Source organism: Shinella sp. G-2 (assembly GCF_050172695.1).
In the GTDB taxonomy this organism is placed as follows: Bacteria; Pseudomonadota; Alphaproteobacteria; order Rhizobiales; family Rhizobiaceae; genus Shinella.
Genome location: NZ_JBBEYH010000002.1, coordinates 434,400 through 455,309, shown reverse-complemented (window position 1 = coordinate 455,309; position 20,910 = coordinate 434,400). Strand labels below are relative to the sequence as shown.

The window sequence follows — 20,910 nt, the reverse complement described above, 5'->3', positions numbered from 1 at the left end:
GACAATCGGCCGCCCGGGAGTAGACTCGGGCAAAAGGACATGGCCATGCCCACACTGAATGTCAGTCTCACACCGGAATTCGCCGACTTCATCGAGGATGCCGTCGCCAGCGGTTCCTATGTCTCGGCAAGTGAAGTCGTGCGCGATGCATTGCGGTTGATGCGTCAGGAACAGGAGAGCGAGGCGGCAAAACTCGCGATCCTGCGCAAGGCGGTCGACACGGGCCTGACGCAGTCGCAGCGGGGCGAGTTTTCCGACCGTTCCGTCAGCGACATCTTTGCTGCGGCCGTCCGCGAGGCATGATCGTCCGGCTGACGCGCGCGGCCGAGCAGGATCTCGCCGAAATCGCCCGTCATACGGTGGCGACGTTCGGTGCCGATCAGGCCATGCGCTATGCCGCGCTGATCGAGCATGCGCTCGGGCTGCTTGCAGACAATCCCTATCGCCCGGCATCGCGCGGGCGGGATGAACTGCAGCCCGGCGTGCGCTCCATGCATCTGTCGCGCGCCGCCGCCCGGCGTCACGCGGCGTCGCATGTTCTCTATTACCACCTTGCGAGCGGGGCGGGCGGCGAGCGGCACGTCGTCATCCTCCGCGTCCTGCACGAACGCATGGAGCCGCTGAAGTGGCTCGCCGATGCCAACAGCCCCGAAAAGGATTGAACCCATGACCACCCCCTATCTCCCCGTCCTTTCGCCGCTGATGGTGGAGGAGCAGGTGCGCGCGGCGCTGTCCGAGGATCTGGGGCGGGCGGGCGACATTACCAGCCAGGCGACGATCGCGCCCGAGATGACCGCGACGGCCGAGCTGAACGCGCGCGAGGATGGCGTGGTCGCGGGGCTCGACCTGGCGCGCGCCGCCTTCCGCCTGATGGATCCGGCGATCCGCTTCGAGGCCTTCGTGAAGGACGGCGACAGGCTGGCGCCCGGCACCGTCATCGCCAAGGTCTCCGGCCCGGCGCGGGCGGTGCTTTCGGCCGAGCGCGTGGCGCTGAACTTCCTCATGCATCTGTGCGGTGTCGCCACCCATACGGCGCGTTTTTCCGGGGAGATCGCCCATACGCCGGCCAGGGTCTGCTGCACGCGCAAGACCATTCCGGGCCTGCGCGCGCTGGAAAAATACGCCGTGCGCATGGGCGGCGGCTCCTCGCATCGCTACGGGCTCGACGATGCGATCCTCATCAAGGACAATCATATCGCCGTTGCCGGCGGCGTCGCGGGCGCCATCCGCGCCGCACGCGCCTTTGCCGGACACCTCGTCAAGGTCGAGGTGGAGGTGACGACGCTGGAGGAGCTGGAGGAAGCGCTGGAGGCGCAGCCCGATGTCATCCTGCTCGACAATATGGGGCCGGAACTCCTGCGCCGCGCCGTCGAGATCAACCGCGACTGCGCGGGCCTTGCCGATGACGCCTACGCCGCCGATCCCCGCCGCGTGAAGCTCGAAGCCTCGGGCAATGTCAACCTCAAGACGATCCGCGCCATCGCCGAGACGGGGGTCGACTATATCTCGACCTCCAAGATCACCATGGCCGCGCCGACGCTCGATATCGGCCTCGACGTCGTGCTGCGCTGACGGAACACCCGCAAGGGCGATGCGTTCCGGCTTATGGCCAATCCCATGGCCAAGGATACGGAAGGATGCATCATGTCGAAGATCAAAGCGCTCGCCGTCACGGCGGGCCTTCTTGCCGCGCTTGGCGCGCCGGCTCTCGCCCAGCAGTCGAAGAACACCGCCGAGGCCAATTTCGTCGACCGGTCCGGCACGGAAACCGGCCGCGCCCATCTGACGGCCGCCGATGGCGGCGTGCTCTTCGAGGTGGAAGTCTCGGGCCTGACGCCGCGCAAATGGGTGGCGCTGCACATCCACGAAACCGGCACCTGCGATCACGCGGGCGGCCATGAATCGGCCGGCGGCCATTTCAATCCGGACAAGAAGGAGCACGGTTTCGTCGCCGCCAACGGCCCGCATGCCGGCGACCTGCCCAACCAGTATGTCGCCGACGACGGCGTGCTGCGCGCGCAGATCTATTCCACCATGGTGCGCCTCGACGACCAGGAGCGCGGCATTCGCGGCCGCGCGCTGATCGTGCATGCGGGTTCGGACGACTACCGCACGAACCCGGCGGGCGGAGCCGGCGAACGGCTCGCCTGCGCCGTGATCGAATAGGGCCTATTCGGCCGGGGCCGCATCCGGCTCCGGCCTTGAAGCAAGGTTCTGGGCCGCAAGGTTTTGGCCGAAGGCGATGCGCACCCGGCGGTTCATCTCCCGCGTGGTCTTGAACCAGCTTGGCGTCGCCACCCAGTAGCGCAGGTTCAGCACGGCGGCGCTGTCTTCCAGGCTGTCGACATAGACCTGCGGGGCGGGCACGCTCTCGATCATCGGGTCCTCGCGGGCGATGGACAGCAGCCGGTCGATCTCGTCGTCGATATCCCGGTCGCTCGGCACGGTGACCTTGAGGTCATGCTTGCGGGTGCGCTCGCGGCTGAAATTGGTGACCGGCGTGTTCCAGAGCGTGGAGTTCGGCGCAAGGCGATAGAGCCCGTCGCTGGTGCGCAGCTCGGTGGCGAAGAGGCCGACCTCGGTGATGGTGCCGGTGACGTCCTTCGTCTCGATATATTCGCCGACCCGGAAAGGGCGCAGCACCAGCAGCATGATGCCGGCGGCGATGTTCTGCAGCGTGCCCTGCAAGGCAAGGCCGATGGCAAGGCCGGCGGCGCCGAGCGCCGCGATGATGGAGGCGGTCTGCACGCCGAACTGGCCGAGCACCGTGACGAAGACGAGCACCAGCATCGCATAGCGAAGGATATTGGCGAAGAAGTGCGCCAGCGTCATGTCGATGCCGCGCACATGCGACAGGCCCGTCAGCGCCCAGCGGTGCAGCAGGCGCGACAGCAGCCAGCCGAGCACGAGCAGCACCAAGGCGCCGAGAATGGAGAAGGAATATTGGACGGCGAGCGCGCTCGCTTGCGTCAGCGCGGCGCGTGTCGCCACGATCAGTTCATTGGCTTGTTGTTCCATCGGCCCTTTTCCGGATTGTCATCCTGGGGCAAATGCCGGCCATCCGGATAGGTTCCGGAATTGCTCCGGTCGCAGTGTCCGGCGGAGAAGCAACGCTTCTGCTGGAAATGTTTTGGTTTGTCGCATTCTCCAACGCAGAAGCAACGCTTCTGCTGGAAATGCTTAGCGCATGCCGACCTTGAGGCCGGGGGCGGGGCGCTCTTCCAGGATGCGGCGGCGGAAGCGGAAGAGGGCGGCGGGGCGCCCGCCGGTGGCGGCGGTGGACCCGCCGGTCGGTTCGACCAGTTCCGCGCCCTCGACGAGACGGCGGAAATTCTGCTTGTGCAGATGGCGGCCGGAAATGGCTTCGACGGTCGCCTGCAGCTCGGTCAGGGTGAATTCCGGCGCCATCAGCTCGAAGATGACGGGGCGGTATTTGATCTTGCCGCGCAGCCGCGCCATGGCGGTGGCGAGGATGCGGCGATGGTCGTGCCGCATGGCGATGCCGGGAGAGGCGTGACCGGAGGGCGCGCGGCCGTCCGTGACGGCCTCCTCGGCAAGGCCGGCCTCGTAGAGCAGCTCGTAGCGCTCCAGCACGCGTTCCTCGTCCCAGGGAAAATCATCGAGGCCAAAGGCAAGGCGCAGGCGCGTGCGCGGCGGCGGCATGGCGCTCGCCCGCTCCTCGTGCACCGTCTCGCGCGCCCAGGTCTTGAGCGCCGGCAGGATGATCTGGTCGAGCACGGGCGGGCGGCCCTGACGCCAGTCCTCCCAGGGCAGATAGGCATACCAGTCGCGCCAGGCCGCGCCCGCCTCGGCAAGGCGCGCGCTCGCCTCCGCATCGGTGCGGGTCAGCGCGAGATAGCCGACGGACACCATATGCGTGCCGGCCTCGTCCGGCAGCTTCTGCCGGCCACGGTCACCGAAGGTGTAGAGCTGCTCGATATAGCCGAGCTTCAGCGCGGTCTGCGCCTCCACGCTGGCGCGCAGGCTCGTCTCGAAGGTGCGGTGCTGCTGCGGGTCGAAGGGGCCGAAGGGCAGGACGTCGCGCCCGTCGCCGGCCGTCGCGAGGATCGAGGGGCTACGGCCGGAAATCGCGACGACCGCCGCGTTGAGGCCGATTTCGACGGGCGGGCGGGCGTGGTTCTCGCTCATGTCCCGGCCCTTTCCGGCACGGCCGAAAAGGCGAAGGGGCTGTCGCCGACATAGTCGGCGCCCCGGCCAATGGCCTTGACGGCGGCGACGAGCCGGCCTTGACGAGAGAGCACATGGTCGCCGATCTCGATCAGCCTTGCATTGGGCGTCGCCTGCACGGAGGCCTGGCGCAGGCGCTGCACCAGCACATGGTCGTCCTGGTCCGGCGCGACGGCAAGGGCGGCGATGAGGGCTGCGGCGGGCGAGCGGGAAACGCCCATCATGCAATGCACGAGCAGCGGGGCCTGCCGGTCCCAGCTCCGGGCGAAATCGACGATCGCCGAGACATGCTGGTCGCTCGGGGCGACGAGGTTGCCGGTGCCGGCAAAGGCGATGTCGTTGACGCCGAGCACGAGGTGACGCGCCGCGTCGATGACGGCCGGGCGGTGAAAGCCCTGTTTCGGCGCGACGAGGCTGAGCATTTCGCGGCAGCGGTGGCGCACGGCGAGTTCGGCGATCTTTCCCAGCGGTGCGACGACGATCGTGCCCATGGTCACACCGCCCCTGTCGCCGGCACCGTGACGGATCCGCGCTCGCGCTCCAGCGTCTCGAAGCGTTCGGCGAAGCGGCGCTGCGCCTCGACGGCGGGAAGCGGCGTGATCTCGATCATGTCGAGCGTGATGCCGCGCGGCGCGCCGAAGAATTTCGTCGCCTCGGCATGGGAGAAGCCGGCAAGCTCCGTCGCCTCGAAGAAGGCGGCGACCTGGTCGGCCTTCTTGATCTTTGCCTTCAGCGGCGCGGGCATGGCCGGCGGCAGGCCGAAGCGCAGATGCACCGCCGCCTCCAGCCGCTTCTCCACCGTCTTGTAGCCGCCGCCGACCACCGCCTTGAAGGGCGAGATCATGTCGCCGATCACATATTCCGGCGCATCGTGCAGCAGGGCCAGCAGGCATTCGCCGGCATCGCACCGGTTCTGCCGCCGGAAGATCGTCTCCACGACAAGCGAATGCTGCGCCACCGAAAAGGCATGGTCGCCATTCGTCTGGCCGTTCCAGCGGGCGACGCGGGCAAGGCCATGGGCGATGTCGGAAAGCTCGATGTCGAGCGGCGAGGGGTTGAGCAGGTCGAGCCTGCGGCCGGACAGCATGCGCTGCCAGGCGCGCGGCTCGGTCTTCGGACGGGCGGCGGCGCTCATTGCAGGACGCGACCGCGATGCGCGATCCCTCCGGTTTCGGCGGTGCCTGCGGCACCCCCCTCTGTCCTGCCGGACATCTCCCCCGCAAGGGGGGAGATCGGCAAGAGGCGAAACCCTTGCATGATCTGTGAAGCCGAAGACAGGCGAGACAGTGCCCCATCCGATCTCCCCCCTTGAGGGGGAGATGCCCGGCAGGGCAGAGGGGGGTATTGCCGTCCGCAACTCATTGCGCCGGCACCTCGGCGCTGTCGTCGGGGAAGGCAAGGCCGGTCCAGGCGGGCAGTTCGACATGCACGGGCGCGCCGTCGGCGGTGATGGGCGTGCCGCTGTTGATGGCGTCGGCCGCGCGGTCGATACGCACGATGGCAAGGCCGAGCGCGCCGCTGACGCTGCCGAGCGCGCCGATCGGCTTGCCGCCGGCAAGAAGGTCGGTGCCGGGCGCGGCAAGCGCGCCGTCACCCTTGACGATGACGGGGCGGCGGCGGGCGGTGCCGCGGTGCTGCATGCGCGAGACGACCTCCTGGCCGACATAGCAGCCCTTGCGGAAGGAGAGGCCGCTGCTGAGATCGAAGAGCGCGTCGTGCGGGAAGGCGTCGGAAAGCGCGTAGTCGCGCCCGGCTTCGGGAATGCCGGCGGAAATGCGCAGGGTATCGTAGAGCGCGGCGTCGCCATCGCCGCTATCGCCGCCATCGCCCGGGCGGCGGGAGACGTCGAGGCCGGCCCTGGCGAAGCGGGCGTCGCGCGGCGCATCGGCAGACGCGGCGTCCCAGGTGATCGTCACCGCGTCGCCCGCGACGACGGCAAGATCGACCGCGGCGCGCAGCTTGTACATGGTCAGCCGCTTGAGGAGCGCATCGCGCTGGTCTTCGCTCGTCTCGATGAGGAAGGCTTCCGCGCCGTCGCGGCGGATCAGGAAGTCGAACAGGATCTTGCCCTGCGGCGTCAGCAGCGCGCCGGGGCGAATCTCGCCGTCCGGAAGGTCGGGCAGGTTGGTGGTGATCAGCGATTGCAGGAAGGTCTCGGCGTCCTTGCCGGAAAGGCGGAGAAAGGCGCGGCCGGAAAGCGTGACGGAGGGCATGATTCGATCCAGGGTCTTCGCGCGCCGGCCGAAGCCGGGGCAGGGCGATACATCGAAACAGAGGTAGAACGCCCGGCCGGGTTTCGCAAGGTCGCGGCGATGGCGCTTCGGCTCGGGAGGCCCGACTATCGGCACGGGACGACGCGGATTTCGCGTCGCCGGAGGCGTTGGCGGCCTATTCGCCCGTCACGAAGAACTTCCACTGGCCGTCCGGCGTGATGCCGACGCGGTAGAAGTTGTAGCTGCCGAATTCCTGCATGTCGGCGAAGTCGCCGGCGGTGACGATGCGCAGCAGATCCACCTTTTCCGGCGGCGTCAGCGTCGCCAGCGGCTTTTCCGCGAAATAGGGCCAGACATACATTTCGTCCGACGTGCCCTTGCCGACATGGGCAAAGCCGGTGGCGAGCACGTCGAGCAGGATGGCGAGGACCTCGATGCCGTCGGGGTCGCCCGACTGGCCCTTCAGCGTCTCGACCGGCCCTTCCTCGCTTTCGACCATCGAGACCTGCGTCTCGGTGACGCCCTTGCCGAGCAGGGGTCGAAGGCGCTCGATATCGCCGGAGGCGGCAGCCTCCACGATGAGCTGGCGCATGCGGCGCACCGGTTCGGGCGCCTTGGCGATGTCGCTTAGGATTTCCGCCGGCACCTCCGGCGCGTCGGCCGCGTTGTCGTCGCCGTTATCGTCGGTCGCGGGGGTGCCGTCCGCCGGCTCGGTTACGGCCTGGTTCCTGCGAATCAGCGGATCGGGCATCGGCAGTTCGAGCGGGCCGGTCTCTTCCTCGACCTTCGGCTTTTCCTCGACAGGCTGCTGCGCCTTGTCGCCTTTCGCCGGCTTTTCTTCCGGCTGGGCAGGCTCCTGCTTCAACTCGCTGAGCGCGAAGGCGGGGGCGACGGGCGCGGTGAGCGCCGTCGTGCCGAACAGCACCGACAATACGATAAGGCTGCTGCGAAACAGCGTTTTGCCGTCAACGGATAGGGGCATGACCTGTCTTTCCAGCCTATTGCAGGATGCGGCCGGGAGAAAATTCTCCAGCCAGCAGGCGCTCGCGTAGCGAATCGAGCAGCGCTTCGGCGCCGCGTTCGCCCTGGACGCGAATCGTTTCGCGCAGCGCAAGCGCGATTGCGGCATCGGCGATGATCTCGGGCTCGATGCCATCCGCCATGCCGTCGGCCCAGGCCTCGTTCTGGTATTCCAGAGCGGCCTGCATCTTCTCGTGCACGATCATCTCGTCGATATCGTTGAGAGTAGGTTCCATCAATCGGTCCATGCGCGGCATTCAGTTCTTACTGCACTGTTAACGAGCTTAGCAGCCTTTTCCCAAAACGGCACTGGCTGCTGCGAAAACAGGTTAATTAAACGCTAATTTCCAAATCTCGCGGTAATTTCCGTGGCGAGTGTTGCACCTTCGTTACGGTATCTCTCTTCTGCGACAACCGCCGAGTCGGTGCAAGCCGTATAGATCGCCGCAAAGGAGCGGTATCCACGGTTGAACGCGGCCGTCAGCTTTTCCTGCCGCTTCGGCTCGTTCGCCGCCTCGAGTTCGATCAGCCGCTGCATGGAGGCGCGCCAGTTGTCCTCCGGCTTGCCGGTGCACAGATTGCGCAGGTAATGCACCGCGCCGAGGATTTCCGAGAGCCGTTCCAGCCGCTCGTCATAGGGGGCGGGCTTGGCCTCGACGGTCGGCGTGGCGGCCTCTTCCTTTGCCTTGTCGCCCTTGGCCTTGTCACCCTTCGCCTCCTGGGCAAGGGCCGGACCGGAAAGGGCAGGGCCAAGAAGCGCGGGGGCCGAAAGGGCAAGGCCGCAGAGAAGGGCGAGACGGGCAAGCCTCATGCGCTGCGCCCGAGACGTTCGGTTTCCAGCCGCACGATGCATTCGCGCACGCTGTCGGGCGCCGGCAGCTTTTCGATTTCCGCCGCGGTGAACCAGCCGAGGCCCGCCGCGTCGTCGGCGGCGACCGCGACGGCCGTCGCGTCGGCCTTCACCTTGAAGACGGAAAGAAGAAAGGAGGGGCTGCCGGGGCCGTCCTCGCGGCCGGACAGGTGATAGGTGGCAAAGAGCAGCGGCTTTTCCCCGCGAATGCCGGTTTCCTCCTCCAGTTCGCGCAGCGCCGTCTGCGCCGGCGTCTCGCCCTCTTCGCCGCGCCCGCCGGGGAAGGCATACATCGCATCCGACGGCGGCTTGCTGCGCAGCACGAGCAGGTAGCGCCCGTCGCGCTCGAGAATGGCGGAGGAGGCGGGCTGGGGCGTCTTCGATTTCTTCATCGCGGTCCGGTTCGGTTGCGCTTCATTGACCCCTTATAGGCAAAGTGCGATGACGACGCCATGTGTGGACGCTTCGCATTGCTGGCCAAGGCCGATCTCCTCAGCGAGTTCCTCGATGTCGTGAACATGGAGGATCCGCCGGCGCGCTACAATATCGCCCCGACGCAGCCCATCCTCATCGTCGTCGCCGGCGAGAAGCAGGCGCCGGGCAGCAACCTGCCGGAGCGCAGGGCCATGCTGGTGCGCTGGGGTTTCATGCCGGGCTGGGTGAAGGATCCGCGCGATTTTCCGCTGCTCATCAATGCGCGCGCCGAAACGGCGATCGAGAAGGCCTCCTTCCGCGCCGCCATGCGCCACCGGCGCATCCTCGTGCCGGCCTCCGGCTTCTTCGAATGGCGGCGGACGGAGGAAAAGGGCGCAAAGGCGCAGGCCTATTTCATTCGCCCGAAGAAGGGCGAGATCGTCGCCTTTGCCGGGCTGATGGAGACCTGGTCCTCGGCGGACGGGTCCGAGGTCGATACCGGCGCCATCCTGACCACGGCCGCCAACAACGACATCGCGCGCATCCACGACCGCATGCCGGTCGTCATCCGCCAGCAGGATTTTTCGCGCTGGCTCGATTGCAAGACGCAGGAGCCGCGCGACGTGACGGACCTGATGAGGCCCATCGACGACGGCTTCTTCGAGGCGATCCCCGTTTCCGACAGGGTCAACAAGGTTGCCAATATGGGGCCGGAGATCCTGGAGGCGGTGGAAGAACGCGCCGAGGAGGCGCCGCCGAAAAAGAACAAGGGCGCTGACGCGCCCCCTTCTTCCGATCAGCTGTCGCTCTTCTAGCCTATTCGTAGAGAGACTGAAGCACGGCCGGGATGTCGCGCTTGCGGCGCGTGTCGGCGGCCTTGATCTCGGGCTTGCACTGGGTCGCGGCGACGACGGCGCGCAGGCCGAGCGGCTTGTAGCGGGCCTGAAGGTTTTCGTTGGCGGCGGCAGGCTGCTGCTGCGGCTGTTTCTTTGCGGTGGGCATTGTCACTCTCCTGAAGTGTCTTTCATTGAGCGGCCCCGTCTGATTCCCCCGGTTGCCACCCCCAATGAGCTATGCGTTTACAGACGCCTTTCGGCCAAATTCTGCTCAAATTTTGATCGCTCTGCGGCGAAGGGTCGAATTGCGGGATTTGACGATCACCAATTGTGACCGGTGCACATCTTGCTTGCCGTCATCCGCCGCTCCTTCTTGCACGGCGTGGATGCGGCGCCTGTTTCCGGGGTAACAGTTCACACCGTCACGATTTTCGCGCGCGCAGGCGCCCGCCCGCTTGACCACGGCCCCGCGCGGCGCGATAAAGCAGGCCATGAAAACGGTACTCTGCATTCGCCGGAGCATTATTCGCTAGCGCACGCGCTGGCCCGGCCGTTTTCGTCCCCCAAAATCCCCGGATGACAACGACCCGGCCAGCCGGGTGCACGCATTTTGGGAGATTCCTATGGCCGAAAAACCGGTCCTGACGCTGTACAACACGCTCACGCGCTCGAAGGAGGCCTTTGCCCCCATCGATCCCGACAATGTGCGCATGTATGTCTGCGGCCCGACGGTCTACGACTTCGCGCATATCGGCAATGCGCGGCCGGTCATCGTCTTCGACGTGCTGTTCCGCCTGCTGCGCGACCTCTACGGCGCGGGCCACGTCACCTATGCCCGCAACATCACCGACGTCGACGACAAGATCAACGCCCGGGCGCTGCGCGACTTCGGCGGCGAGATTGCGGACGGTTCCCTGTCGCTCAACGAGGCGATCCGCCGCGTGACGGAGAAGACGGCGAACCAGTTCCATGCCGACATCGTCGCGCTGGGCGCCATGCCGCCGACCTACGAGCCGCGCGCCACCGAATTCGTGCAGCCGCGCGGCGACGGCAAGGTCGACATGATCACGCTGATCCTGCGCCTCATCGAGCGCGGCCATGCCTATCAGGCCGGCGGCGAGGTGCTGTTCGACACCCAGTCGATGGCCGACTACGGCGATCTGTCCAAGCGCAACCTCGACGAACAGCAGGCCGGCGCCCGCGTCGCCGTCGACGTGCACAAGAAGAACCCCGGCGATTTCGTGCTGTGGAAGCTCTCCTCGCCGGAAGAGCCCGGCTGGGACAGCCCCTGGGGCCGTGGCCGTCCGGGCTGGCATATCGAGTGCTCGGCCATGTCGGCCGCCTATCTCGGCGAGGTCTTCGACATCCATGGCGGCGGGCTCGATCTCATCTTCCCGCATCATGAGAACGAGATCGCCCAGTCGCGGTGCGCCCATGGCACCAAGGTCATGGCGAATGTCTGGATGCACAACGGCTTCCTGCAGGTCGAGGGCCGCAAGATGTCGAAGTCGGAGGGCAACTTCTTCACCATCGCCGAGCTGCTGCACGAGGAAAAGTTCGGCGGCCGCAAATGGCCGGGCGAGGTGCTGCGTCTTGCCATGCTGATGACCCACTACCGCGAGCCGATCGACTTCTCCATCAAGCGGCTGGAGGAGGCCGAGCGCCTGCTCGCCAAGTGGCCGGCCGGCGGCAATCCGGCCGAGGGGCGGGTGGATGCCAGCGTCCTGACGCCGCTTCTCGACGACCTCAACACCGTGGGCGCGGTGCAGGCGCTGCATGCGCTCGCCCAATGCGCCAATGCCGACCCGCTGATGCTGCCGGTCTTTGCCGCCAGCGCCGAGCTTCTCGGCGTGCTGCCGAAGAAGGCCGAGGTGTCCAGGGCGCTGGAGGAGAGCATCGACGCGCTCATCCAGCTTCGTCTGGAAATGCTGAAGGCGAAGAACTTCGCCGAGGCCGACCGTCTGCGCGACGAACTGTCGGGCAAGGGCATCCAGCTCAAGGACGGCAAGGACCCCGCGACGGGCGAGCGCATCACGACCTGGGAGGTGAAGCGGTAACGTTGTCCCCGGTCAAGGGATGGCCTATGCTTCGGCATAGGCCATCGTGGATGGAGGTTTCCCATGAATGCGAGAGCGAAGGAAATGCCCGAGGCGGCGCAGGAGCGGGAGGTGAAACTCTTCCGCAACGGCCGCAACCAGGCCGTCCGCATTCCCGTGGAGTTCGAACTCCCGGGAAACGAAGCCGTCATGCGCAAGGAGGGCGACCGCCTCATCATCGAGCCGAAGCACCGGAAGATGGGGCTCGCCGCCCTGCTGGCGACGTTCGAGCCCTGGGAAGGTGACTTTCCGGATCTGGACGAGCGGCAGCCGCCGCCGGAGGATGTCGACCTGTGACCGCGTTCCGCTACATGCTCGATACCAATGTCATCTCGGACATGGTCCGTAATCCCGATGGTTTGGCCGCCCGCCGGGTCTCCTCGCTCGACGACGATGCGCTGTGCACCAGCGCCATCGTGGCGTCCGAGCTTCGTTATGGCTTGCGCAAGAGCGGAGCCGTCGCGCTCGCGCGCCGCGTGGAGGCGGTGCTGGGGGAGATGGAAATACTCTCCTACGATGCGCCCGTGTCCTTCGCCTATGCGCAGGCGCGCAGCACGCTGGAGAAGAAGGGGCAGCCGATCGGCGCCACCGATCTTTTCATCGCCGCCCATGCCCTTTCGCTCGACCTGACGCTCGTCACCGCCAATATGCGGGAATTCTCCCGTGTCGAGGGCCTGAAGGTCGAGAACTGGCTGGAGGATGCGCCATGACCACGCCCTTCTATACCGGTGGCTGCCAGTGCGGCGCTGTGCGCTTCCATGTCGAGGGCGCGCTCGGCGACGCCTCGGTCTGCCATTGCCGCATGTGCCAGAAGGCGAGCGGCAATTTCTACCTGCCGCTCGTCTCCGTCGGCGCGGCGAAGCTCACCTGGACGCGCGGCGCGCCGAAGCGCTTCCGCTCCTCGAACCACGGCTATCGCGGCTTCTGCGGCGATTGCGGCACGCCGCTGACCTATGAGGCGCCCGATGGCGTGGCGCTGACCATCGCCGCCTTCGACGACCCGGCCGAGATCGCGCCCCGCATCCAGTGGGGCATCGAGGCGAAGCTGCCCTATGTCGATGCGATCCCCGGCCTGCCGGGCGAGGATACCATGGCCGACCAGGAGGCCGCGTCCTTCCTCGCCGATCTCGTCTCCTACCAGCATCCCGACCACGACACGGACACATGGCCCCCGGAGCGCACGCCATGAGCATCTCGCGTATCTATACCGGCGGCTGCCAGTGCGGCGCGGTGCGCTACCGCGTGGAAGGCACGCTCAGCGATCCGCATCTGTGCCATTGCCGCATGTGCCAGAAGGCGGCCGGCAACTATTTCCTGCCGCTCGCCAATGCGCCGCGCGCCCGCTTTTCCATCACCCGCGGCACGCCGGGCTGGTTCCAGTCCTCCGAGATCGTGCGCCGCGGCTTCTGCGCCGCCTGCGGCACGCCGCTGTTCTACGATGCGCTTGCCGCCGACCATATCAATGTGACGCTCGGCTCGCTCGACGACCCCGACGATATCAGGCCCATCGCCCAGACGGGCGTGGAGGCGCGGGTCGTCTGGTTCCCGCAACTGCCGAAGCTGCCCGAGCACGAGAGCAACGAGGGCGAGGGCGGAGAAGCGCGTCATGTGACGATCCGCGACTCGAACCGCCAGCACCCCGATTACGACACCGACCACTGGCCACCGGAGGACGCGCCATGAGCGAACCCCGGCCGGACCTCGGCTTTCCCCGCAAGTGGCTCTATCTCATCGCCGGCAAGCTGGTCCTCATCACCGCCGTGGTGATCGCCGTCGTCGTCTATTCCTCGTATCGCTGAAGGAGCATGTCATGACAGAGCAGGATAAGGTCAGAACCGGCGGCTGCCAGTGCGGCGCCGTGCGTTTCCGCATCAAGGGCGGCCTCGGCCGTCCGTCGATCTGCCATTGCCGCATGTGCCAGAAGCAGTTCGGCGGCTTCTTCGGCCCGCTCGTCACCGCCAAGGGCGAGACGGAATGGACGCGCGACGAGCCGACCTATTTCCAGTCCTCGATCAACATCGCCCGCGGCTTCTGCAAGCAGTGCGGCACGCCGCTGACCTACAAGCATCCGGGCGGGCTGGAGATCGCCATCGGCGCCTTCGACGACCGCAGCGATCTCGCCCCGCAGATCCAGGTCAATTACGACGCGCGCCTGCCCTGGGTCGAGACGATCTTCGCCGCTCCCGTCCATGACGACCCGGACTATTACAGCCAGCAGGAAAAGATCATTTCCTTCCAGCATCCCGACCACGAAACCGAAAACTGGCCTGCCCACGGATTGAAATTATGAGTGAAGCCCTGCGCACCCTCTATCCCGAGATCGAACCCTATGCGTCCGGCCATCTCGATGTCGGCGACGGGCATTCCATCTATTGGGAGCGCGCCGGCACGCCGGACGCAAAGCCGGCGGTGTTCCTGCATGGCGGGCCGGGCGGCACGATTTCGCCGAGCCATCGCCGGTTGTTCGATCCGAAACTCTACGACGTGACGCTGTTCGACCAGCGCGGCTGCGGCAAGTCCACGCCGCATGCCGGGCTGGAGGCCAACACGACCTGGCACCTCGTCGCCGATATCGAGCGGCTGCGCGAGATGGCCGGCGCGGAAAAGTGGCTGGTCTTCGGCGGCTCCTGGGGCTCGACGCTGGCGCTCGCCTATGCGCAGAAACACCCCGAGCGCGTGTCCGAACTGGTGCTGCGCGGCATCTACATGCTCACCAAAGCCGAGCTCGACTGGTACTACCAGTTCGGCGTCTCGGAAATGTTCCCGGACAAGTGGGAGCGTTTCGTCGCGCCCATCCCGCCGGAGGAGCGCCATGAGATGATGCAGGCCTATTACCGGCGCCTGACGGGCGCCGACAAGGCGACGCGCATCGCCGCCGCCAAGGCCTGGAGCCTGTGGGAAGGCGAGACGATCACGCTGCTGCCGGAACCGGCAACGAGCGACCGCTTCGGCCAGGATGACTTCGCCGATGCCTTCGCGCGCCTGGAAACGCACTACTTCGTCAATGCCGGCTGGCTGGACGAAGGGCAGTTGCTGCGCGACGCCTATAAGCTGAAGGGCATACCCGGCGTCATCGCCCATGGCCGCTACGACATGCCATGCCCGGCGAAGAACGCTTGGGCCCTGCACAAGGCCTGGCCCGACGCGGAATTCTTCCTCGTCGAGGGCGCGGGGCATGCCTATTCCGAACCCGGCATTCTCGACCGGCTGATCTATGCGACGGACCGGTTCGCCGGGAAAGTCTGAAGGAGCGCCCCTCATCCTTTCCCCGCAGGCGGGGAGAGGCGGCGACAGCCGGACGAGGGGCGATTGGAAGCATCAGGACCGTTCCCAGGGAGGGAACAGATGACGAAAGACCGTATCTACCTTTTCGACACCACGCTGCGCGACGGCCAGCAGACCCCCGGCATCGACTTTTCCGTCGAGGACAAGATCGCCATTGCCGGCATGCTGGACGACTTCGGCATGGACTATGTCGAGGGCGGCTATCCCGGCGCCAATCCGACGGATACGGCCTTCTTCTCGAAGAAACGCACCGGCCGCGCCAGGTTCACCGCCTTCGGCATGACGAAGCGCGCCGGCGTTTCCGCCTCCAACGATCCCGGCCTTGCCGCGCTGCTCGATTCCAGGAGCGATGCGATCTGTCTCGTCGCCAAGAGCTGGGACTATCACGTACGCGTCGCGCTCGGCTGTTCCAACGAGGAGAACCTCGAAAGCATCGCCGAATCCGTCAAGGCGGTCGTCGCCTCCGGCCGCGAGGCGATGGTCGACTGCGAGCATTTCTTCGACGGCTACAAGGCCAATCCGGATTATGCGCTGGCCTGCGCCACCACGGCCCATGCCGCCGGCGCGCGCTGGGTGGTGCTATGCGACACCAATGGCGGCACGCAGCCCCTGGAAGTGCAGGCGATCGTGCGGGCGGTGATCGCGGCCGGCGTGCCGGGCGACCATCTCGGCATCCATGCCCATAACGACACCGGCCAGGCCGTCGCCAATTCGCTGGCCGCCGTCGAGGCGGGCGTGCGCCAGATCCAGGGCACGCTGAACGGCATCGGCGAACGCTGCGGCAACGCCAATCTCGTCACGCTCATCCCGACGCTGGCGCTGAAGGAAGCCTATAGTGCCCGCTTCGAGATCGGCATCGACGCCGACCGGCTGACCGGCCTCACCAAGCTCGCGCATACGTTCGACGAACTCCTGAACCGTTCGCCCGACCATCAGGCGCCCTATGTCGGCGCCTCCGCCTTCGCCACCAAGGCCGGCATCCACGCCTCGGCCCTCCTCAAGGACCCGCGCACCTACGAGCATGTCACGCCGGAAAGCGTCGGCAACCTGCGCAAGGTCATGGTGTCGGACCAGGGCGGCAAGGCGAATTTCATCAATGCGCTGAAGCTGCGCGGCATCACCGTCGCCAAGGACGATCCGAAGCTCGACCGGCTGATCCAGATCGTCAAGGAGCGCGAGGCGACGGGCTATGCCTATGAGGGCGCGGATGCGAGCTTCGCGCTGCTGGCCTACCGCACGCTCGGCACGGTGCCGGACTTCTTCCATGTCGACAGTTTCCGCGTGATGGTCGAGCGCCGCTACGACGTCAACGGCCAGCTCAAGACGGTGTCGGAAGCCGTGGTGAAGGTGGTGGTCGACGGCGAGACGATGATGTCGGTGGCCGAGGGCCACGGCCCGGTCAACGCGCTCGACCTTGCGCTGCGCAAGGACCTCGGCAAGTACCAGGCCGAGATCGCCGACCTGGAGCTGGCGGACTATAAGGTGCGTATCCTCAATGGCGGCACCGAGGCCATCACCCGCGTGCTCATCGAATCCACCGATGCCTCGGGCGCCCGCTGGTGGACGGTCGGCGTGTCCGACAACATCATCGACGCCTCCTTCCAGGCGCTGATGGATTCGATCGTCTACAAGCTCCTGAAGAACCGTGGCGAGGCCGGGCGGGTGGCGGCGGAATAGGGCGGCAAGGTGCAGGCCGCTATAAGGCGGCAAGGTTCAACCCCGCTCATTCATCCCTTCACCGGAATGAATTGGTGCATTCACGGCCGTTGGAGTATTTCGTCGGAAAATCCGAGACATCGACGGGAAATGACACCATGGCCGACGCAAATTCCTCCAGCGGCCCCCAGTCCGGCGATTCGCCGCGCGGTTTCGCCTTCGCCCTGACGGCCTATGTGCTGTGGGGCTTCCTGCCGTTCTTCATGAAGGCGGTGGCGCATATTCCCGCGCCCGAAGTGGTGGCGCACCGCATCGTCTGGTCGGTGCCGCTCGCCGGCCTCGTGCTGATCTGGCTCGGCCGCACCGCCGAGGTGAAGGTCGCGCTGCGCTCGCCGCGCATGATCGCCATGGCGATCCTGACGGCCACCCTGATCACCATCAACTGGGGCATCTATGTCTGGGCCATCGGCGCCGGCCGGGCCATCGAGACGGCGCTCGGCTACTACATCAACCCGCTCTTCTCGATCTTCCTCGGCGCCGTGCTGCTGAAGGAAAAGCTCGACCGCGCGCAGATGGTGGCGATCGGCCTTGCCGTCATCGCGGTCGGCATTCTCGCCTACGATGCCGGCGGCCTTCCCTGGGTTTCGCTGAGCCTGTGCATGTCCTGGGGCTTCTACGCCTTCTGCCGCAAGGCGCTGCCCATCGGGCCCAACCAGGGCTTCTTCCTGGAAGTGCTGCTGCTCAGCGTGCCGGCGCTCGGCTATATCGTCTGGCTGGAATCCTCGGGGCAGGGCCATTTCGGCGATACGGGCATGGCCGACGTCTTGTGGCTGCTCGCCTGCGGCGTCGTCACCGCCATTCCGCTGATGATCTATGCCAATGGCGCGAAACTCCTCAGGCTCTCCACCATCGGCATCATGCAATATATCGCGCCGACCATGATCTTCCTCATCGCCGTCTTCGCCTTCGGCGAACCCTTCGGCACGACGAAGCTCATCGCCTTCGCCTTCATCTGGGCGGCGCTGGTCATCTATTCCGGCGCGATGCTGCGCACGGCGCGCGCCCGGCGCGTCGCGGCGAGCGAGCTGAAGCCGGCCGAATGACGCGGAAAGCGGCAGCCCACTAACGAAAAAAGCCGGAGGCGGGCCTCCGGCTTTTCTTTTCCCGAACAGGTCCGGCTCACAGCCGGGCGATGATCTCGGCTTCGCCCTCGCGGTCGATCTGGCCGGCCCAGTGCTCCACCAGCGCGGCGACGATCTCCTCCGGATCGTCGATGACCAGCGGCTGGACGAGATGGGCGGTGTGGATGAAGCCCTCGTCGGCCATGTGGCGGATGAGCTTGAGCATCGGGTCCCAGAAGCCGCCGATATTGGCGAAGACCATCGGCTTGCGGTGGCGGCCGAGCTGCGCCCAGGTCATCACCTCGACGATTTCCTCCAGCGTGCCGATGCCGCCCGGCAGCGCCACGAAGGCGTCGGCGCGGTCGAACATCTTGTGTTTGCGCTCGTGCATGTCGGGCGTGATGATCAGCTCGCTGAGCTGGCCCAGCGAATGACGGGTGGCCTCCATATCCACGAGGAATTGCGGTATGATGCCGGTCACGCGGCCGCCATGCGAGAGCACGCCGCTGGCGACGGCGCCCATGATGCCCTTCGTGCCGCCGCCATAGACGAGGCGGAGGTGATTTTCCGCCATGGCCTTGCCGAGACGGCGACCGGCATTGATGTAGGCGGAATCGCGTCCGGGCTGGGAGCCGCAGTAGACGCAGACGGATCGAATCGGCAGGGTTTGTTCGCTCATGGCGGGATTCAGCCACCCGGCCGGGAGCCCGTCAAGGATGATGACGGAAAAAGGCGGGCGGCAGGGGCCTGAACGCCGCCGGATGCTTGTGCAAGGCACCGGGAAAAGATAGCAGTTTCCCAGGGATTTCCCGGGAAACCGGGGCAAAGAGAGATTCGATGATGAAGAACAAGACCGGCCTTGTGGCTCTGATCGTGCTGGCGGTGGCGACGCTGCTCATGGTTTTCTTCGTGTTGCCCGGCATGAACAAGGACAAGCCGGAGCAAACGCCGGCGACGGCGCTGCTCGACAAGCCGGCCGAAGGCGGTGGCGAGACCACGACGGCCGACGGCAAGCAGGCCCGCGCGACGCCCGGCGAAGCGACGCCCGGCGAGGCGACCGCTGAGGGCGAAAAGCCCGCCGCCGAAGGCGAGGCCGCCGCCACGCAGCAGGCGTCCGCCGATGCCGCGCAGCAGACCGCCGGGGAAACGGCGAAGGCCGCGACCGATCCGGCCGCCGGCTGGGTGACGCCCGCCTTCGATCTTCTCCGCGTCGAGCCGGACGGTTCCACGGTCATTGCCGGCCGCGGCCAGCCGAACACCAAGCTTGAGATCAAGAACGGCGAGACGGTCGTCGCGACCGCCGATATCGGCCCGGAAGGCGATTTCGCCGCCGTGTTCGACCAGCCGCTGGCGGCCGGCGACTATCAGCTGACGCTTGCGACGAGGGACGACAAGGGCGCCTCGAAGACCTCCGAAGAGGTCGCGACCGTCTCCGTGCCGAAGGATGGCACCGGCGAACTGCTCGCCATGGTGTCCAAGCCGGGCGAGGCGAGCCGCCTGATCACCGTTCCGGAAACGGCCGCGAAGGCGGCGGGCGCCGCGGTTGAAACCGCGCAGAAATCCGTCGACCAGCCGGCCGGCGAAACGGCCTCCGCGACCACCGAGACGGCCTCCGCCACGACCGAGACGAAGACTGCCGAAACGGCGGACGCCGCCGCCAGGACGACCACCGAGGCGGCTGCCGTTGCGGGCGACGCCGGCACGGCGCAGGTCCGCGTGTCCGCCGTCGAACTCGAAGGCAAGCGCATGTTCATCGCCGGCACGGCCAAGCCCGGCGCGCTGGTGCGCATCTATGCCGACGACACGCTGGTGGGCGAGGCGAAGGCGGACGACCAGGGCCGCTACGTCGCCGACGGCACCATCGACCTCTCCGTCGGCCGCCATACGGTGCGCGCCGACGTCATGAGCCCTGACGGCAGCAAGGTCGATCTGCGCGCTTCGGTGCCCTTCGACCGGCCGGAAGGCGAGCAGGTCGCCGTGGTGGCGCAGGACAATGCCACGGCCGATACCGGCCCGGCGCTCGGCCTCATCGGCGGCGGCACCTTCGACAAGCTGCGCGGCGAGGCCGACAAGGCGATCGCGCTGCTGAAGGGCCTCTATGCGAACGGCCGCCTGCCGAGCGTCGAGGAACTGGCCGCGGCCCGGTCCGCGACGGAAATCGCGCTGAAATCGCTGGCCGAGTTCAAGCCCGGCGAAGAAGAGGGCGAGGCGGCCCGCGCCATGGCGGCCAAGGCTTCGGCCGCTGCCGCCTCGGCGCTTGCCCGCCTGCACGCGCTGCCGGCCGATGCCGGCGCCGTGGGCGAAGCGCTCGGCTCCATCGAGACCGCCGTCGCCGACGCGCTCGCGCCGGCCATCGAGAAGGCGGAAGCCGTTGCCAGCAACGTCACCGCCGCCGCCGACACCTCCATCGAGGGGCTGGCCGCGCAGGCGACCGCGCTCCAGCAGCAGTTCGTCGGCCTGTTCTCCGACGGCCGCAACGCGACGACGGCGGAAATCCAGACCGCGCGCACCGCGCTCGAAGGCGTGCTGAAGGGCATTGCCGGCTTTGCCGCCCCGGCCGATACGGCCGCGGATGTCTCCGCCGCCATCGAGAAGCTGAAGGGCTGGGCGTCCACCGCGCTCGCGCGCCTTGCCGCCGTGCCCGCGGGCGCCGGCAAGGAAGCCTACCAGCAGGCGCTCGTCGCGCTCGAGGGCATGCCCTCGCTGAGCGCGGCGGCCAGTGCCGTGGCGACCGCCGGTTCGGCGACAAGCGAAAACACGGCAAACGAAGGCACGACGACGCAGAACGCCGCGAGCGAAGGCAACGGGCAGGCCGCGACGACGGGCGAGGGCGGCACCGCCGCTTCCGGTTCCGCCGCGACATCAGGCGAGGCCGTGGCCGAGGAGCCGGAAACGGTCGAGCAGGCGCCGCTCCAGGCGAGCAAGACCTCGGTCATCATCCGCCGCGGCGACACGCTGTGGCAGATCTCCCGCCGCATCTACGGCAAGGGCGTGCGCTACACGACGATCTACCTCGCCAACGAGGACCAGATCAACGATCCGGACCGCATCATTCCTGGCCAGGTCTTCGGCGTGCCGGACAAGACCTCGGAGAGCGATGCCGAGGCGGAACAGATGCACCGCAAGCATGTGCGTGGAAATTGACGGCTGTTATTTCCTGCCGGCCGTTGCGAAACGGCCGGCAAAATCCTATCTCCGCGAAGCGGCGCCCCACCGGGCGCCGTATTTTCA

At 66.9% G+C, this 20,910-nt stretch carries 27 protein-coding genes; 15 read left to right on the top strand and 12 right to left on the bottom strand.

The annotated features are described in order from the left end of the window. Positions 1-45: 45 nt before the first annotated feature. From V8U06_RS06180 to V8U06_RS06165, 4 genes are all read left to right on the top strand, one after another. The gene (locus V8U06_RS06180; RefSeq protein WP_226919802.1) at positions 46-303 is read left to right on the top strand and encodes a type II toxin-antitoxin system ParD family antitoxin; all 258 of its coding nucleotides are present in this window, start codon (positions 46-48) and stop codon (positions 301-303) included. Continuing rightward, the gene (locus V8U06_RS06175) at positions 300-662 is read left to right on the top strand and encodes a type II toxin-antitoxin system RelE/ParE family toxin (protein ID WP_427139916.1); all 363 of its coding nucleotides are present in this window, start codon (positions 300-302) and stop codon (positions 660-662) included. The genes V8U06_RS06180 and V8U06_RS06175 overlap by 4 nt, the downstream gene beginning before the upstream one ends. A gap of 4 nt (positions 663-666) precedes the next feature. Then, positions 667-1,572 (top strand): carboxylating nicotinate-nucleotide diphosphorylase, encoded by a 906-nt coding sequence (gene nadC / locus V8U06_RS06170; protein WP_427139915.1) that lies wholly within the window; start codon positions 667-669, stop codon positions 1,570-1,572. A gap of 81 nt (positions 1,573-1,653) precedes the next feature. Then, positions 1,654-2,166, top strand: coding sequence for a superoxide dismutase family protein (locus V8U06_RS06165; RefSeq protein WP_427139984.1), 513 nt, complete (start codon positions 1,654-1,656; stop codon positions 2,164-2,166). 3 nt (positions 2,167-2,169) lie between these two features. Here the strand turns inward: V8U06_RS06165 and V8U06_RS06160 are convergent, their stop codons facing one another. The 9 genes from V8U06_RS06160 to V8U06_RS06120 form a co-directional block, all read right to left on the bottom strand. Further along, positions 2,170-3,018 carry a mechanosensitive ion channel family protein gene (locus V8U06_RS06160; protein WP_427139914.1) on the bottom strand — a complete coding sequence of 283 codons (849 nt, stop codon included), beginning with the start codon at positions 3,016-3,018 and terminating at the stop codon, positions 2,170-2,172. A 162-nt stretch (positions 3,019-3,180) separates the two neighbouring features. Further along, positions 3,181-4,149, bottom strand: coding sequence for an NUDIX hydrolase (locus tag V8U06_RS06155; protein WP_427139913.1), 969 nt, complete (start codon positions 4,147-4,149; stop codon positions 3,181-3,183). Next, on the bottom strand, positions 4,146-4,679 hold the full coding sequence (locus V8U06_RS06150; RefSeq protein ID WP_427139912.1) for a tyrosine phosphatase family protein: 534 nt from the start codon (positions 4,677-4,679) through the stop codon (positions 4,146-4,148). Before V8U06_RS06150 ends, V8U06_RS06155 begins: the two co-directional genes overlap by 4 nt. 2 nt (positions 4,680-4,681) lie before the next feature. Next, positions 4,682-5,323 (bottom strand): YfbR-like 5'-deoxynucleotidase, encoded by a 642-nt coding sequence (locus V8U06_RS06145; protein WP_427139911.1) that lies wholly within the window; start codon positions 5,321-5,323, stop codon positions 4,682-4,684. Positions 5,324-5,546: 223 nt separating this feature from the next. Continuing rightward, the gene (locus tag V8U06_RS06140; protein ID WP_427139910.1) at positions 5,547-6,401 is read right to left on the bottom strand and encodes a YgfZ/GcvT domain-containing protein; all 855 of its coding nucleotides are present in this window, start codon (positions 6,399-6,401) and stop codon (positions 5,547-5,549) included. A 175-nt stretch (positions 6,402-6,576) separates the two neighbouring features. Next, positions 6,577-7,383, bottom strand: a complete 807-nt coding sequence (locus tag V8U06_RS06135) for a hypothetical protein (protein WP_427139909.1) — start codon at positions 7,381-7,383, stop codon at positions 6,577-6,579. Positions 7,384-7,399: 16 nt separating this feature from the next. Then, on the bottom strand, positions 7,400-7,657 hold the full coding sequence (locus V8U06_RS06130; RefSeq protein ID WP_226919791.1) for a hypothetical protein: 258 nt from the start codon (positions 7,655-7,657) through the stop codon (positions 7,400-7,402). A gap of 104 nt (positions 7,658-7,761) precedes the next feature. Then, positions 7,762-8,232 (bottom strand): TIGR02301 family protein, encoded by a 471-nt coding sequence (locus V8U06_RS06125; protein WP_427139908.1) that lies wholly within the window; start codon positions 8,230-8,232, stop codon positions 7,762-7,764. After that, complete coding sequence (locus tag V8U06_RS06120) at positions 8,229-8,663, bottom strand: NUDIX domain-containing protein (protein ID WP_226919789.1); 435 nt, start codon at positions 8,661-8,663, stop codon at positions 8,229-8,231. Before V8U06_RS06120 ends, V8U06_RS06125 begins: the two co-directional genes overlap by 4 nt. A 60-nt stretch (positions 8,664-8,723) precedes the next feature. Between V8U06_RS06120 and V8U06_RS06115 the strand changes: the two genes are divergently transcribed. Next, positions 8,724-9,500, top strand: coding sequence for an SOS response-associated peptidase (locus tag V8U06_RS06115; RefSeq protein WP_427139907.1), 777 nt, complete (start codon positions 8,724-8,726; stop codon positions 9,498-9,500). Position 9,501: 1 nt separating this feature from the next. Here the strand turns inward: V8U06_RS06115 and V8U06_RS06110 are convergent, their stop codons facing one another. Both V8U06_RS06110 and V8U06_RS06105 read right to left on the bottom strand, forming a co-directional pair. After that, complete coding sequence (locus V8U06_RS06110; RefSeq protein ID WP_226919787.1) at positions 9,502-9,687, bottom strand: hypothetical protein; 186 nt, start codon at positions 9,685-9,687, stop codon at positions 9,502-9,504. Positions 9,688-9,792: 105 nt separating this feature from the next. Then, complete coding sequence (locus V8U06_RS06105) at positions 9,793-10,014, bottom strand: hypothetical protein (protein ID WP_427139906.1); 222 nt, start codon at positions 10,012-10,014, stop codon at positions 9,793-9,795. Positions 10,015-10,144: 130 nt separating this feature from the next. On the opposite strand from V8U06_RS06105, the gene cysS reads away from it, so the two are divergent. From cysS to rarD, 9 genes are all read left to right on the top strand, one after another. Continuing rightward, positions 10,145-11,578, top strand: a complete 1,434-nt coding sequence (cysS, locus tag V8U06_RS06100) for a cysteine--tRNA ligase (protein ID WP_427139905.1) — start codon at positions 10,145-10,147, stop codon at positions 11,576-11,578. A 63-nt stretch (positions 11,579-11,641) separates the two neighbouring features. Beyond that, positions 11,642-11,914 carry an antitoxin gene (locus V8U06_RS06095; RefSeq protein WP_427139904.1) on the top strand — a complete coding sequence of 91 codons (273 nt, stop codon included), beginning with the start codon at positions 11,642-11,644 and terminating at the stop codon, positions 11,912-11,914. 14 nt (positions 11,915-11,928) lie between these two features. Further along, positions 11,929-12,327: a type II toxin-antitoxin system VapC family toxin gene (locus V8U06_RS06090; protein WP_427139983.1), complete on the top strand. Its 399-nt coding sequence runs from the start codon at positions 11,929-11,931 to the stop codon at positions 12,325-12,327. Next, positions 12,324-12,806, top strand: a complete 483-nt coding sequence (locus V8U06_RS06085; protein ID WP_427139903.1) for a GFA family protein — start codon at positions 12,324-12,326, stop codon at positions 12,804-12,806. The genes V8U06_RS06090 and V8U06_RS06085 overlap by 4 nt, the downstream gene beginning before the upstream one ends. After that, complete coding sequence (locus tag V8U06_RS06080) at positions 12,803-13,300, top strand: GFA family protein (protein WP_226919781.1); 498 nt, start codon at positions 12,803-12,805, stop codon at positions 13,298-13,300. The genes V8U06_RS06085 and V8U06_RS06080 overlap by 4 nt, the downstream gene beginning before the upstream one ends. Before the next feature lie 127 nt (positions 13,301-13,427). Further along, positions 13,428-13,907 (top strand): GFA family protein, encoded by a 480-nt coding sequence (locus tag V8U06_RS06075; RefSeq protein ID WP_427139902.1) that lies wholly within the window; start codon positions 13,428-13,430, stop codon positions 13,905-13,907. After that, positions 13,904-14,863 (top strand): prolyl aminopeptidase, encoded by a 960-nt coding sequence (pip, locus tag V8U06_RS06070; RefSeq protein ID WP_427139901.1) that lies wholly within the window; start codon positions 13,904-13,906, stop codon positions 14,861-14,863. The genes V8U06_RS06075 and pip overlap by 4 nt, the downstream gene beginning before the upstream one ends. A gap of 99 nt (positions 14,864-14,962) precedes the next feature. Next, a complete protein-coding gene (cimA, locus tag V8U06_RS06065) occupies positions 14,963-16,579 on the top strand; it encodes a citramalate synthase (protein ID WP_427139900.1) in 1,617 nt (538 codons plus the stop codon). Between the two features lie 137 nt (positions 16,580-16,716). Then, entirely contained in the window at positions 16,717-17,661 is a 945-nt protein-coding gene (gene rarD, locus V8U06_RS06060) for an EamA family transporter RarD (protein WP_427139899.1), read from the top strand. Between the two features lie 76 nt (positions 17,662-17,737). Here rarD and V8U06_RS06055 read toward each other — a convergent pair whose 3' ends face one another. Continuing rightward, the gene (locus V8U06_RS06055) at positions 17,738-18,358 is read right to left on the bottom strand and encodes a TIGR00730 family Rossman fold protein (RefSeq protein WP_226919776.1); all 621 of its coding nucleotides are present in this window, start codon (positions 18,356-18,358) and stop codon (positions 17,738-17,740) included. A gap of 158 nt (positions 18,359-18,516) precedes the next feature. Between V8U06_RS06055 and V8U06_RS06050 the strand changes: the two genes are divergently transcribed. Further along, on the top strand, positions 18,517-20,823 hold the full coding sequence (locus V8U06_RS06050) for a LysM peptidoglycan-binding domain-containing protein (protein ID WP_427139898.1): 2,307 nt from the start codon (positions 18,517-18,519) through the stop codon (positions 20,821-20,823). The last annotated feature ends 87 nt before the right edge of the window (positions 20,824-20,910 follow it).